The sequence below is a fragment of the Capnocytophaga sp. HP1101 genome, assembly GCF_054772415.1.
This window is the reverse complement of sequence record NZ_BPUU01000001.1, coordinates 69796-84319: the sequence shown is the minus strand read 5'-3', so window position 1 is coordinate 84319 and position 14524 is coordinate 69796. Positions and strand designations below refer to the sequence as shown.

General features: G+C 42.8%; 15 protein-coding genes. 12 read left to right on the top strand and 3 right to left on the bottom strand.

Annotated elements, in window-relative coordinates:
• Nucleotides 1-12: 12 nt before the first annotated feature.
• The gene (locus RCZ04_RS00285) at nt 13-171 is read right to left on the bottom strand and encodes a hypothetical protein (protein ID WP_460483930.1); all 159 of its coding nucleotides are present in this window, start codon (nt 169-171) and stop codon (nt 13-15) included.
• Nucleotides 172-590: 419 nt separating this feature from the next.
• On the opposite strand from RCZ04_RS00285, the gene RCZ04_RS00280 reads away from it, so the two are divergent.
• From RCZ04_RS00280 to RCZ04_RS00250, 7 genes are all read left to right on the top strand, one after another.
• On the top strand, nt 591-1664 hold the full coding sequence (locus tag RCZ04_RS00280; RefSeq protein ID WP_460483929.1) for a PCMD domain-containing protein: 1074 nt from the start codon (nt 591-593) through the stop codon (nt 1662-1664).
• Nucleotides 1664-2446, top strand: a complete 783-nt coding sequence (locus tag RCZ04_RS00275; RefSeq protein WP_460483928.1) for a porin family protein — start codon at nt 1664-1666, stop codon at nt 2444-2446. The genes RCZ04_RS00280 and RCZ04_RS00275 overlap by 1 nt, the downstream gene beginning before the upstream one ends.
• A gap of 12 nt (nt 2447-2458) precedes the next feature.
• Nucleotides 2459-4852 carry a heavy metal translocating P-type ATPase gene (locus RCZ04_RS00270; RefSeq protein WP_460483927.1) on the top strand — a complete coding sequence of 798 codons (2394 nt, stop codon included), beginning with the start codon at nt 2459-2461 and terminating at the stop codon, nt 4850-4852.
• A 551-nt stretch (nt 4853-5403) separates the two neighbouring features.
• Nucleotides 5404-6081 (top strand): succinate dehydrogenase cytochrome b subunit, encoded by a 678-nt coding sequence (locus RCZ04_RS00265; protein WP_460483926.1) that lies wholly within the window; start codon nt 5404-5406, stop codon nt 6079-6081.
• 5 nt (nt 6082-6086) lie between these two features.
• Complete coding sequence (locus RCZ04_RS00260) at nt 6087-8114, top strand: fumarate reductase/succinate dehydrogenase flavoprotein subunit (RefSeq protein ID WP_460483925.1); 2028 nt, start codon at nt 6087-6089, stop codon at nt 8112-8114.
• A gap of 6 nt (nt 8115-8120) precedes the next feature.
• Complete coding sequence (locus RCZ04_RS00255; protein ID WP_460483924.1) at nt 8121-8873, top strand: succinate dehydrogenase/fumarate reductase iron-sulfur subunit; 753 nt, start codon at nt 8121-8123, stop codon at nt 8871-8873.
• Between the two features lie 98 nt (nt 8874-8971).
• A complete protein-coding gene (locus tag RCZ04_RS00250) occupies nt 8972-9325 on the top strand; it encodes a hypothetical protein (RefSeq protein ID WP_460483923.1) in 354 nt (117 codons plus the stop codon).
• A gap of 70 nt (nt 9326-9395) precedes the next feature.
• Here the strand turns inward: RCZ04_RS00250 and RCZ04_RS00245 are convergent, their stop codons facing one another.
• On the bottom strand, nt 9396-10001 hold the full coding sequence (locus RCZ04_RS00245) for a DUF4254 domain-containing protein (protein WP_460484065.1): 606 nt from the start codon (nt 9999-10001) through the stop codon (nt 9396-9398).
• A gap of 85 nt (nt 10002-10086) precedes the next feature.
• Between RCZ04_RS00245 and RCZ04_RS00240 the strand changes: the two genes are divergently transcribed.
• The 5 genes from RCZ04_RS00240 to RCZ04_RS00220 are packed head-to-tail and all read left to right on the top strand — an operon-like array spanning nt 10087 to nt 13053.
• Complete coding sequence (locus tag RCZ04_RS00240; protein ID WP_460483922.1) at nt 10087-10641, top strand: glutathione peroxidase; 555 nt, start codon at nt 10087-10089, stop codon at nt 10639-10641.
• Nucleotides 10642-10662: 21 nt separating this feature from the next.
• Complete coding sequence (locus RCZ04_RS00235) at nt 10663-11583, top strand: VirK/YbjX family protein (protein WP_460484064.1); 921 nt, start codon at nt 10663-10665, stop codon at nt 11581-11583.
• A gap of 4 nt (nt 11584-11587) precedes the next feature.
• Entirely contained in the window at nt 11588-12304 is a 717-nt protein-coding gene (gene bshB1 / locus RCZ04_RS00230; RefSeq protein ID WP_460483921.1) for a bacillithiol biosynthesis deacetylase BshB1, read from the top strand.
• Nucleotides 12305-12310: 6 nt separating this feature from the next.
• The gene (locus RCZ04_RS00225) at nt 12311-12502 is read left to right on the top strand and encodes a membrane or secreted protein (protein WP_460483920.1); all 192 of its coding nucleotides are present in this window, start codon (nt 12311-12313) and stop codon (nt 12500-12502) included.
• Nucleotides 12502-13053 carry an RNA polymerase sigma factor gene (locus RCZ04_RS00220; RefSeq protein ID WP_460483919.1) on the top strand — a complete coding sequence of 184 codons (552 nt, stop codon included), beginning with the start codon at nt 12502-12504 and terminating at the stop codon, nt 13051-13053. The genes RCZ04_RS00225 and RCZ04_RS00220 overlap by 1 nt, the downstream gene beginning before the upstream one ends.
• A gap of 29 nt (nt 13054-13082) precedes the next feature.
• Here the strand turns inward: RCZ04_RS00220 and RCZ04_RS00215 are convergent, their stop codons facing one another.
• Complete coding sequence (locus RCZ04_RS00215; RefSeq protein WP_460483918.1) at nt 13083-14441, bottom strand: suppressor of fused domain protein; 1359 nt, start codon at nt 14439-14441, stop codon at nt 13083-13085.
• Nucleotides 14442-14524 lie beyond the last annotated feature (83 nt).

Below are 14524 nucleotides of genomic sequence, written 5' to 3'. Positions count from 1 at the left end.
ATGTTTTATTCTTCATTCCTTCATCATTTTTCTATCCACCCCTGTAGCTCCCACCGTCTTTCCGTCGCCACACTCCCCCTCTCTGAGGGTAGTCAGCGAGCTGGCGTAGCTGAGTATGTGTATTAGGGGGAGGTTTTCTTCGTCATTCGTCCCTTGTCTCTCGTCATTCATCACTCCTCATTACCTATCTGCCCGTCGTGCTACGACCTTTTTCTTTCGCCTCGAAACCCTATTTTTGGCATCATTGGCATTATTGTATTATAGTATGAATCAATTACTTATATACCCTTTGTATAACAATCGTCCAAGATTCGTATAAGGTTCGTATAAGCTTTGTATAAGCTAACCGTACTCTCCCAATAACCTTTTATCATCAAAATACTGCTCAAACACCTTTCTATATTTTTCATTTTCCTTCGTTTCCCTCAACTACCCTCTATTTATACAGCTTATCCCCCCGAAAAATCTGACTTATCCGAAAAATCTGACACCGTCCTATCAGTATTATCAGTATTATCGGTATTATTGGCATTATTGGCATTAAAAAATTATTTCGTACCTTTGCAGTCTAAATTCATTGAACAACATATATGAAACTTCATAACATTATCATTACCACAACTTTGCTTTTCTCTTTGCAAGGCTGTATCAAAAGCGAAGCCCCTAATGCTGAGGCAGATATCCTCACTTGTGAGGTAGACGGCAACCTGCTCATTCGCCAGCCCATTATCCAAAACACTGAGGTAAAACTCTACGTAAACGATTTAGATAAAGTAAAAAACATAGCCCCTCGCTTTACCCTTACCGAAGGCGCCACTATCAGTCCTACCAGTGGTACGGTGCGCGATTTTACCACGCCTCAATCCTACGTGGTAACCTCACAGGATGGCAATTGGCAGAAGATGTACAAAGTGAGTTGCCTTACCAATGAAATCATCGCTCAGTATCATTTCGAAAATGCTCGTATCACCGATGGATACTACACTTTCTACGATACCTCAATAAGCGGAGAAGAAATCGCTTGGAGCAGTGGGAATGCAGGCTTTAAATTCACCAATAACAAAGCAGCTGCCCAAGACTATCCCACCGCTCAAGCTAATGACGGTTACCAAGGGAAATGTGTCAAACTCGTAACACGTAGCACAGGAGTTTTAGGAAAAACTTTCGGAGCTCCCATTGCCGCTGGTAATCTCTTCACAGGAAGTTTTGAAATAGATTTGTTCAACCCCGCAAAATCTACTCATTTCGGAACTCCTTTCAAAAGAAAACCTACGCGCCTCTCTGGCTATTATAAGTACAAAGCAGGTGAAAAACTTACAGATAAAAACGGCAATGTAATTACAGGTCAAAAAGACAATTGTGATATTTATGCAGTGTTCTACGAGGTTACCTCACAAGTCCCTCATTTAGATGGCACTAATATCAAAACACACAACAATATTGTACTAATGGCGCAACTTACCGACAAGAGAGAAACCGATAATTGGGTACAGTTCTCAATCCCTTTCAAAACTGTAAAAGGTCGCTCTATTGATACCAACAAATTGAAAAACGGAAAATACAGTCTCGCTATAGTGCTTAGTTCCAGTGAAAAAGGTGCTGAATTTACCGCAGCCGTAGGGAGCACCCTCTATGTAGATGAATTACAATTATCTTATGATTAATGAAGAATGACAAAATGAAAAGAAGTATTGTTACTATTTTTTTGATATGCCTAAGTGCTTTATCGCACGCTCAAAACGAACGAACAGAAGCGCTCGTGCAATCAGAAACTAAAGGTTGGGAATACGAACTCCGTGCTGGGGTGAACATAGGGGGTGCAAGCCCTATACCCCTCCCCAAAGAAATAAGAAAAATAAAAGGATACAGTCCTAAATTCAATGGCTCGTTTGAAGGAGTCGTTACCAAATGGTTGAATTCCAAATGGGGAATTTCAGCAGGTTTGCGCTTGGAAGAAAAAGGTATGGAAACCGACGCTAATGTGAAGAACTACGGAATGGAGATTATAGACCAAGGTAATCACGTCTCTGGTTATTGGACGGGTGATGTGCATACAGCCTACAAAAGCTCTTTCGTTACCTTGCCTATATCAGTGAACTATCGCCTTGCCAATCGCTGGAAAGTGCGTTTAGGCCTCTTCGCTTCTTATCGTATGGATGGTGATTTCTCAGGTTATGTAACCGATGGTTACTTGCGCGAAGGAACTCCTATAGGTGAAAAAGTAAGCTTCACCAATGATCAAACCGCTAGTTACAATTTCAGTAGTAACCTCCGTCACTGGCACTTTGGCACTCAGTTAGGAGGCTCTTGGCAAGCGTTCAAACACTTTAGCATCAATGCTGACGTGAACTATGTAATGAACAACATCTTTGAAAAAGACTTTAAAACAATTACTTTTAATATGTACCCTATCTATATGAATATAGGTTTTGGGTATCGCTTTTAAATACAATATTTTATGGAATATCATATAGAAGGTATGGGCTGCACCGGTTGCGCCAATACCGTACAACAAAAACTCTCAGAAGTAGCGGGCGTAACTGCCGTTACTGTTGATTTCGACACCAAAAAAGCCTCCGTAGAAACCGATAGAGAAGTGCCTTTGGAAGCGCTGCAAAAAGCCTTAGAAGGTACGCACTATAGTATTCAGGCTTCAAGTTCTGAAGGTGAACATCATCATCACGAAGAACCAAAAAAAAAAGATAATACCGTAAAGGGCTCTGGCGTTTTCTATTGCCCTATGCATTGCGAAGGCGATAAAACTTACGATCACCCCGGTGATTGCCCCGTATGCGGTATGGACTTGGTGGAACAAGTAAGTACTGATGTTCCCGAAGGTGAAAGTGCTGAAGAGCAAAAACGCAACAAACTGCGCCGTCACTTTTGGGGTGCAGTAGCTTTTACGCTCCCTATCTTTATCATTGCTATGAGCGGAATGTGGCACAACAATCCGCTGTATAAACTAATGCCTGTAAGTGGCTGGAACTGGGTGCAGTTTGCGCTCTCCTTACCAGTAGTGTTTTACTTTTGTTGGGTGTTCTTCCAGCGCGCGTGGCGCAGTATCCGCACACTCAAATTCAATATGTTCACCCTCATAGGGATAGGTGCTGGCGTGGCGTGGCTCTTTAGTGTAGTAGGACTGTTAGTTCCTGAACTATTCCCTGAACAGTTCAAAGACCACGGTTCGGTGCACTTGTACTTTGAGGCGGCTACCGTGATCCTCACTTTGGTACTCTTAGGTCAAGTGCTCGAAGCCGATGCGCACAGCCGTACCCAAGGAGCTATCAAAAAACTACTCAATTTGGCTCCTAACGAGGCTACCAAACTCGTTCACGGTCAAGAAATTACTGTGCCTATTGACGAGGTAATGATAGGTGATTTGCTTCGGGTAAAACCAGGGGAAAAAATCCCTGTAGATGGGGTAATTACCGAAGGCAGTGCGAGCATCGATGAGAGTATGATCACTGGTGAACCTATTCCTGCTGAAAAAGAAGTGGGTAGCCAAGTCTCTGCGGGTACCCTCAACGGCACGCAAACCTTTGTGATGCGCGCTGAAAAAGTGGGTAGCGACACGTTGCTCTCTCAAATCGTGCAGTTGGTACAACAAGCCAGTAGTAGTCGGGCTCCTATTCAAAACTTAGCTGACAAGATAGCTGCTTACTTTGTGCCTACGGTGATAGGCATTTCGGTGCTCACCTTTGTAATATGGAGTGTATTTGGAGGTGAAAATGCTTACGTATACGCCCTGCTCAATGCCGTAGCAGTGCTCATTATCGCTTGTCCGTGTGCTTTGGGCTTGGCGACCCCTATGTCGGTAATGGTGGGCGTAGGCAAGGGAGCTCAGAATGGTATTTTGATACGCAATGCCGAAGCGCTCGAACTGATGAATAAAGTCAATACTTTGGTCATCGACAAAACGGGTACGCTCACCGAAGGCAAACCCAGTGTGAGCCGTGTACTTACCTTTGGCAATACTACTGAAAAGGAATTGCTACAATTCCTCTATAGTCTTAACCAGCACAGCGAACACCCTTTAGCGAAAGCTACTAATGTATATGCTACAACACAAGGAGTAACTCCTCTACCTTTTACTAACTTTGAAGCTTTGACAGGCAAAGGGGTAAAAGCTAATTATCAAGGTAAAACCTATTACTTCGGCAATGAACGTCTCATTGAAGAGCTTGGTATCGCTTTAACTCCTGATGTAAGTGCAGCTTTACAAGCGGAGCAATCACAAGGAAAGACCGTTTCGCTTTTATCGGTAAACGAAGAGGTGATAGGGGCAGTAGCCATTGCCGATAAGGTGAAGACTACCACCGCTCAAGCTTTAGAGGAATTGCAAGATTTGGGTGTTGAAATCGTGATGCTTACGGGTGATAATCCGCTTACGGCTGAGGCTGTTGCCAAAGAGATAGGCATTACTGAGTACAAAGCGGGAATGCTTCCTCAAGACAAACAAGCAGAAGTGGCACGCTTGCAAGCAGAAGGCAAGATTGTAGCAATGGCAGGCGATGGCATCAACGATGCACCTGCTTTGGCTCAAGCTAATGTGGGGATTGCAATGGGCACTGGTACCGATATTGCTATTGAAAGTGCTAAAATCACCTTGGTAAAAGGCGATCTCAACGGTATTGTAAAAGCTAAAAAACTCAGCAAAGCAGTGGTGAAGAACATACGTGAAAATCTGTTTTTTGCTTTGGTGTATAACAGCGTAGGCATTCCCGTAGCAGCAGGAGTGCTCTATCCTATTTTTGGCATTCTGCTCTCCCCTATGCTCGGCGCTTTGGCAATGAGTTTTAGCTCCGTAAGTGTCATCAGTAACGCTCTTCGACTTAGGAGAACGAAATTATAAGTAACAAAAAAAAGCTTTTTTTGTTTTGAGAAATCTTATGCTTAGCTTATACAAAGCTTATAGGAAGCTTATACGAATCTTGGACGATTGTTATACAAAAGGGGTGTGTATGCTTTATTTATAGCGATTTATATTGGGTGAGTACTTCAAGGAATACGAAATTAAACGTAACCAGCACGGCAAATAAGTGTGAACTACGCAGGCAATTAAAACTTTGTTAAGTTGCGTAAGATTTATGATGCTCAACGGTATTAAGTATATCATAGCCGTCTCTACAGTTTTCTTTTATGAGAGTAGAGGCGGTTTTTATTATATCTATATAAAGTGCATTCTACTTTCGATTGATATATACAAGATTTTCTTGTTAATTCTTCAATATTAAATGTTAATCACTTCTTAGCAACTTACTTTCAGGTAGTAACTCTCTTTTTCTTTTTTAAACCGAATATAAATTAAGGTCTTTCTACATTTTTTTATTGTGTAGGTAATAAAAAAGCCGTACTTTTGTACCGAATTTTTAACGTATTACATTATATAAAACTATAAAACGAATGGCAGGATTATTTAAAACATCTGTTGCAAGAAAGGTGGCGATGGCGCTCTCGGCACTTTTCCTTATTCTGTTCTTAATCATTCACTTTGCAGTCAATTTGACTTCAGTGATTAGTGAGAGTACTTTTAACGAGCTTTCCCACTTTATGGGTACGAACCCTCTTATTCAGTTTGCTATGCAACCTGTATTGCTTGCAGGGGTAATATTCCACTTTGTAATGGGCTTTGTATTGGAAATTCAAAACAAAAAAGCTCGAGGCAATGAGGCGTATTACAGCTACAATGGAGGTGCTAACTCCACTTGGATGTCTCGTAATATGATCATTACAGGCGCAATGATTCTTCTTTTCTTGGGGCTTCACCTTTATGATTTTTGGGTAGGTGAAATGAACTACAAATACATTGAGTTCAGAGACCCAGATCCTACTCGTTATTATCACGAATTGGTTGAGAAGTTTGAGAACCCTGTGCGTGTAGGTATTTATGTATTAGCCTTTATCGCTTTGGCTTTACACTTGTTGCACGGCTTTCAATCTGCTTTCCAATCTATGGGCTGGAAAGACGATGCACGCAAAAAGCTCATCAGCTGCGTAGGCAATTGGTACACTTATATCATCTGCGGAGGCTTTATCTTTATCGCCCTCTTCCATTACCTTAATCACTTATTAAATGCTTAATTTTTATGAGTACATTAGATTCTAAAATTCCTGAAGGTCCTCTTGCGGACAAATGGACGAAATATAAAGACCATATCAACCTCGTAAACCCTGCTAACAAACGTAATATCGACGTGATTGTGGTAGGTACTGGTTTGGCTGGTGGCTCAGCTGCGGCTACTTTGGCTGAATTGGGCTACAACGTGAAAGCTTTCGCTTACCAAGATTCTCCTCGCCGCGCACACTCTATCGCTGCTCAAGGGGGGATCAACGCCGCTAAAAACTATATGGGCGATGGCGACTCTAACTATCGCTTGTTCTACGATACCGTAAAAGGGGGTGACTACCGCGCTCGCGAAGCAAACGTATACCGCCTTGCCGAAGTATCTGGCAACATCATCGACCAATGTGTGGCTCAAGGCGTTCCTTTTGCGCGTGACTACGGCGGATTGCTTGACAACCGTTCTTTCGGAGGCGTGCTCGTATCTCGTACTTTCTATGCCAAAGGTCAAACAGGACAACAGTTGTTGCTCGGTTGCTACTCAGCTATGAACCGCCAAATCGCTCGTGGTAAAATTGATATGTACAACCGCCACGAAATGCTTGATGTGGTAATCGTAGGAGGTAAAGCGCGCGGTATCATCGCTCGTAACCTCGTTACTGGTGAGATTGAACGCCACTCTGCTCACGCTGTGGTAATCGCTTCTGGTGGTTACGGTAACGTGTACTTCCTTTCTACCAACGCGATGGGCTCTAACGCTACCGCTGCTTGGAAAATCCATAAAAAAGGCGCTTACTTCGCTAACCCTTGCTTCACGCAAATCCACCCTACTTGTATCCCTCGCTCTGGCGACTATCAGTCTAAATTGACTTTGATGTCCGAATCATTGCGTAACGATGGTCGTATTTGGGTGCCTAAGAAAATGGAAGATGCAGTAGCGATCCGCGAAAAACGCAAAAAACCTACTGAAATTCCTGAAGCCGACCGCGATTACTACTTGGAACGCCGTTACCCTGCTTTCGGTAACCTCGTGCCTCGTGATGTGGCCTCTCGTGCTGCTAAAGAACGTTGCGACGCTGGTTTTGGTGTAAACGAAACAGGTGAAGCAGTTTACTTAGACTTTGCTTCTGCTATTGAACGTTACGGTAAAGAACAATGTAAAATTCACGGCGTTGAACCTACTAAAGAAGAGGTGACCAAACGCGGTGAGAAAATCGTTGAAGCTAAGTACGGTAACCTTTTCCAAATGTACGAGAAAATCGTTGCTGAAAACCCTTACAAAACTCCGATGATGATTTACCCTGCTACCCACTACACTATGGGCGGTATTTGGGTAGACTATAACTTGATGACCACTATCCCTGGTTGTTATGCCATCGGGGAAGCAAACTTCTCCGACCACGGTGCGAACCGCTTAGGGGCGTCTGCTTTAATGCAAGGTTTGGCTGATGGTTATTTCGTATTGCCTTACACTATCGGCGACTATCTCTCTGCTGATATCCGTACTGGTAAAATCCCTACCGATACGCCTGAATTTGACGAAGCTGAACGCATCGTAAAAGAACGCTTAGCTTACTTCATCAACAACAAGGGTACGCACTCAGTGGATTACTTCCACAAGAAACTCGGTAAAGTGATGTGGGACAAAGTAGGTATGGCGCGTAACGCCGAAGGTCTTAAAGAAGCTATTAAAGAAATCCGCGAAATTCGTGAAGATTTCTGGAAAAACGTAAAAGTACCTGGTGAACTCACTGGTATGAACGTTGAACTCGAAAAAGCAGGTCGTGTAGCCGACTTCCTCGAACTCGGTGAACTATTTGCTAAAGACGCCTTAGAACGCAACGAATCTTGTGGGGGTCACTTCCGCGAAGAGTACCAAACTCCTGATGGTGAAGCCCTTCGCGACGACGCGAACTATGCGTATGTAGCTGCTTGGCAATACACTGGTAACCCTACCGAAGTAGTGAATACCTACAACCCAAGTGAAGAAATAATGCACAAAGAAGCATTAGTATTTAAAGATATTGAATTGAAACAACGTAGTTATAAATAGAAAGATATGGCATCAATGAACCTTACACTCAAAGTGTGGCGACAAAAAAACTCGCAAGAGAAAGGTCGTATGGTAGAATATAAAGTAAACAACATTTCAGACCATATGTCTTTTTTGGAAATGTTGGATATTCTCAATGAACAACTCATTGAAAAAGGAGAAGAACCTGTAGCGTTTGACCACGATTGCCGCGAAGGTATTTGCGGTATGTGCTCCCTCTTTATCAATGGGGAAGCTCACGGTCCCGACCGTGGCGTAACTACTTGTCAGTTGCATATGCGTATGTTCAACGATGGGGATACCATCACTATTGAACCTTGGCGCGCTACTGCTTTCCCTGTCATCAAAGACTTGATGGTGGATAGAAGCGCTTTTGAACGCATTCAGCAAGCAGGGGGGTACATCTCAGTGAACACCTCTGGTAACACCCAAGATGCGAACGCTATTCCTATCCCTAAACGCGACGCCGACCGCTCTATGGACGCGGCAGCTTGTATAGGTTGTGGAGCCTGCGTAGCTACTTGTAAAAACTCTTCAGCTATGCTATTTGTGGCTGCCAAAGTATCGCAATTCGCCCTCCTTCCTCAAGGTCGTGTAGAGGCCACCGAACGCGTACTCAATATGGTAAACCAAATGGAACACGAAGGTTTTGGTAACTGTACTAACACCGGTGCCTGCGAAGTAGAATGCCCTAAAGGTATTTCACTCGAAAATATCGCACGCTTGAACAGAGAATACCTCAAAGCAAGCATCAGATAATTAGCTAATTTTCAAATTTGCTAATAAGCACATTAAAAAAGCTGTCTCAACTGAATTGGGACAGCTTTTTTGTTGTATATTTGCAAAAAACAGACATTATGAAACAAGAAGACATCATCGTAAAGCAAATTTATAACGTGGTTTTTGAACAGGCTCTCAAGAGATATATAGACCTATTGAAGGAAGGTAGAGTACGTGAGCCCTATAAAGAACCTCATTGGCAAAAAGGACAGGCTTTATACAACCAACTCAATGAAGAAGGAAGAGAGCATTTCAAATCCTTTTTGAGTATGGTGATGAGTGAAACTATAGCCGATATTTTGGGCTATTTAGATGGCATTGCAAGTTTTGAAGGGCAACCTGAGCCTTTTGAGTTGTTTTGCAATGGTGAAAAGGTAAGTGGAGACCTGCAAGAACTTTTCCTAATGGATTTAGAAGCAAAAGGGATATAAAAAAGACTTTGTCAAAGTCCTTAGACTTTGACAAAGTATAGTGATTACTTGTGCGGCTCGCACTTACTTCTTACTTCTTACCTCTCAAAATAGGATTAAGTTCCTCATCATTGTACATTTTCATTTGCTTATAGACCTTCATATATTTGCGACCGGCGGCAATGTCGTCTAAAAGCTGGTCGAGGGCGGTGGAGAGGTCTTTCTTCTGTTCGAGGAGGACATTGAGCTTTTCTTGGCATTTGGCGCGATGCTCGGGGGTGGCATCGGGGCGGCGTACTTCTTCCTCCATATGGTAGATTTTGAGGGCGAGAATAGATAGTCTATCAACAGCCCACGCGGGACTCTCGGTATTGATAGTGGCTGTGGGAAGGGGCTGTACGTCCTTGTACAAATCTAAAAAATAACTATCAATGTACTCCACCATATCGGTGCGGTCTTGATTAGAGGCATCGATTTTGCGCTTGAGGTCGAGAGCTGCCACAGGGTCAATATGCGGGTCGCGAATGATATCTTCGTAATGCCACTGCACCGTGTCAATCCAATTCTTGCGGTAGAGCAAGTGGTTGAGCAGGTCGGTGCTGGGGTAAGGATTCGTAAAAGGCTGATATACATCGTCGGCAATGTGGTATTGCGCAATACTTTCTTCAAATATTTTAAAGGCTTTTTCTGAAAACATAATGATTAAATTTTCGGCAAATATAAACTTTTTCATTGATAAATCAATCCTTTTGCGTAACTTTGCCACAAAATTAATTTTTTATATGAAATACTTCATCGGTATCATCACCTTATTCACCCTCATTATGGAAAACATTCAAGCTCAAAACACCCCTGATAATCAAACTATTTATCAGTTTACTGTAGAAGATATCAACGGCAATCCGTTTGAACTTTCCAGCCTCAAAGGCAAGAAAGTAATGATCGTAAACACAGCCTCCAAATGTGGTCTCACCCCTCAGTATAAGGAGTTGGAAGCTCTCTACCAGCAGTACAAGGACAAGGATTTTGTGATCATTGGCTTTCCTGCCAACAATTTCTTCCGCCAAGAACCTGGCACCAATAAGGAAATTGCGTCTTTTTGCAGTCTCAACTACGGGGTAACTTTCCCAATGATGAGCAAAATATCCGTAAAAGGCAAAGATACGCACCCTTTATACCAATTCCTCACTCAAAAAGCGAAAAACGGTGTGGAAGATTCTAAAGTAAAATGGAATTTTCAAAAATACCTCATCGGGCGCGATGGCAAAGTGGAAAAAGTCATCGACCCTAAAACCTTGCCTTCCAGCGACGAGGTAAAGCAATGGATTGAACAATAATAAATGACAGAAAAGATAATAATGACTACCAAAGAACTACTACGCGATGCCCTTGCCCTTACTCATCAGGGGTTTGCAAATGAAAATCCTAAATACATCAAAAAACAAAAGAACAAGATACTCTTTCACACCCTGCTAAACATCCCCTTTGCTAAAAAATGGTTTAGCCTCATACAATCTGATGAGTACAAATGGGTGCTTTCACACCGTCCACGTATTTATTTTAAGCCTTTTAGGGTGTATATGTCTACCCAGTGGGGCAAAAAAGAACGGATGAAAGCACTGCTGAGTTGTTATGCTTTTATCAAAGAATGCCCCTTACTAAAGCGTATGGTGGAGAGCGAAACACCTATCAAGCTCGCTGAGTTCACAATGAAGTACAACAACGAAAAAGGGCAGATTTACTTAGGGTACAACGAGCGTTTCCGCAAAGAGGGGGAATTGGTGGTCTCGTTGCATTGTGATAGTTATCAGGAGGCTATCTGTGAAGCTTCTTTTGTGATTGACAAAGAAAATGAGGGATGGGTATGTCGTATAGGCTGTGTACAAGGTAACAAAAGTGCCGAAACTGAGAATGCTATCAAAGAACTACAAAAACAAATGTATGCTCTTCGTCCTAAAGCCCTGATGATATTTATCATTCAGGAACTTAGCAAGCAATTAGGTTGTGCCGCTTTGTATGGCGTAGGCAGTAAAATTCAAGCACATAACAAGAAACACTTTATTCATATAGATTGGTTGCACAAACTCAGTTTTAGTTATGACACATTGTGGAAAGAAGCCGATGGCACTCCCGATAAAGATGGGTGGTTCAAGCTTCCTATTGAAATGCACCGCAAACCAATGGAAGAAATCAAATCGAGCAAGCGGTCGCTCTATCGCTATAGGTATGAGATGTTAGACAAAATTGCAACAGAAATACAAGAGACAATTAACAAATAACAAGATGAAATTAGATATATTAGCTTTTGGGGCACACCCCGATGATGTAGAATTAGGCGCAGCAGGTACCATTGCCAAAGAGATTAGTTTAGGCAGAAGTGTGGGCATCATCGACCTTACTCAAGGGGAATTGGGTACACGTGGTAGTGCTGAAATACGTCACCAAGAAGCGACTAAAGCCAAAGAATTATTAGGGGTAATCATACGCGAAAACCTCAAATTCCGCGATGGTTTTTTCGTAAACGACGAAGCTCACCAAATGGCCATCATTGAGAAAATTCGCCAATATCAACCCGACATAGTGCTCTGCAATGCCATTGACGACCGCCATATCGACCACGGCAAAGGTAGCAAACTCGTGAGTGATGCTTGCTTTTTGAGCGGCTTGCGACGCATCGAAACCACGCTCAACGGAGTGGCACAAGCGGCTTGGCGGCCTAAAGTGGTGTATCACTACATTCAATGGAAGAACATCACCCCTGATTTTGTGGTAGATATCACCGGATTTATGGAAGCCAAACTCAATGCCGTATTGGCCTACAGCTCGCAGTTCTACGACAGCAACAGCAATGAGCCTACTACGCCTATTTCCGACAGGAATTTTTTAGATAGTGTTACTTATCGCGCACGCGACTTAGGCCGCTTAATTGGTACAGATTTTGCGGAAGGTTTTACTTGCGAGAGATTTCCCGCTGTCGCATCACTTTTTAATCTTAAATAACAAAAAATGAAATTAATATTATTAACCGTTGGGATACTGCTACTGTGTGTAGGCGGTATGGCCATTAAGATATGGGGCAAAAAGGGCGGTAAGTTCTCCGGTACTTGCGCCAGCCAAAGTCCGTATCTAAACCCTGAGGGCGAGCCTTGCAGTTTCTGCGGGCGTTTACCCGATGAACAAGAGTGTAGAAATAAATAATGGCAGAGACACTCGCTGAAAATATAGCCGCTGCCAAGGCAGGGAAGCAACGAGCTTTTAGCTGGTTGTTGGACGAGTTTTGGGCTGATGTGTACAACTTCCAGCTCAAGCGCGTGAACGATGAAGTGGAAGCCGAGGACATTAGCATACAGACGTTTGCCAAAGCGTTTGACAAGCTACATACGTACGACGAGCAGTACGCTTTCCGCACTTGGCTCATTGCCATTTCTAAGAATATCCACATCGATACGCTCCGCAAACAAAGCGAGTCGCTGTTGCATTTGGACAGTGAAGAAAAACAATCAAAAGCACTCATTGATGAGACCCCCATTATAGAGGACAGCCTCATTATGGAGCAGCAGTTTGACTATCTGCTCAAGAGCATCAAGCAGCTGAAAGAACCCTATCGAACGGCCATACAATTGCGCTATCTGCACGAGAAAAGTTATAAAGAGATTGCTGAAGAAATGCAATCAACGATGAGTAGTGTGAAGATTACACTGCTAAGAGCCAAGAAGATGCTCGCTGAAATACTAAAGAAAAACAGATGAAACTTCGCGTTTCATCTGTTTTTTTATGCTTATAGTGCTACGTTCTTGCGGTGAATATCTATAACTTCCGAAATTTGGTATTCGTCAAAAAGGTTGAGCAGCTCATCCACCCCTTCTTCCAATTTCAAATCCATTTCCTCAGGATAAATAGGCAAAATGCTATAGAAATTGATAATAGTGCCGTCTTTGGTGTGCAACTTTAGGAAATCTTGTGGTGCTGAGAGATAAGGCGGCATCAGCAGGATACAACCGAAATCGGTATTGGCGATAGGCTCGGCATCTGGTCCGTTGGGGATAGTGTGCCCTTCAGCCATCCACGTTTTGTACTGGTGAGGGAAGCGCGCTATCATCTTGAGGAAGTAGATAGGCCAATAGTTATCATCGTCCTTGAAAGCCTCATCGCTGATAGGCCAATTGGCAGGGAGATAGACCATTAGCTCGGCGTGGCTATAGTCGTTTGGGTCATCCAAGCCTTCGGGGAGGTACATAGGGTAATCGCTCATACCCGTAGTAAAGAGCACGTGGTAAGGAGTTTCCGGCGTAGGCTTGATCCAATGCACATCGATATGCACGTACTCTGATAAGATTTCGTGGAACACGCTGTCTATCTTTCCGATATATTTTTCAAAATGGTCGCAAATCTCTTCCATATAGACACAAGTGCGGTCGGGAAATACAAAGTCACTTCGGTCTTTTTCAGAATAGTTATAGACATTAGAGCCCCCTTCTGACACATAGTCGGGGGTTGGAGCGAAAATGTTAGGCAATTCATCTTCTTCGTCAAACGAAACAGCTTCTATGAGCGAGTGCATCTCGTTGTCATAGTATACAATTCCCCTTTCAATATCATCAGTAAGGAATTCTAACCAATCTTCCATAGAGTCGTGGTACAAATCCATAAAAGAGGCTTCTATAGAATCCAACACTAAGTCAATTTCAGCTATTTGCCCTACAATGCCTTCTTCATCAGGGTCAAGGTCAATAAACATAAAGCGCGCGCCATTGGAGAGGAACGGAATCCATTTAGGGTTGTAGAATTGGTTTTTCACCACTTTATCCCAACACATATCAATAGCTTCTTCTTCGTCAAAGCGGAGCGACTGCCAATTTGGCACACTTTCTAACTGTTCGAGCCAATGTTGCTGAGTGCGTTTGATTTCTTCTAAGGGAAGAAAGCGCAAACCATTGAGGAAGAAAACATCGTTTTCCCCCTCTTTTTGTCCATTAAAAGTCTGATATAGTTGTTTTACTTCTTTAGGAAGTGTAATCCCCATTTCAGTTTCAAAGGTAGCTATCTGTGCTTCACTCACTCCTTTGTTGAGACTTGCAATAAGGGGAGTCGCTTGGTCGAGGATAACGTCTAAAAATCTTTTGACTGTTTTTTCCATAGTTGTTTTATACAATTAGTTTTTCGCAACAAATGTACAACATTTCAATTAAAAAACAAATAATATACTATATTTTTTTCTTT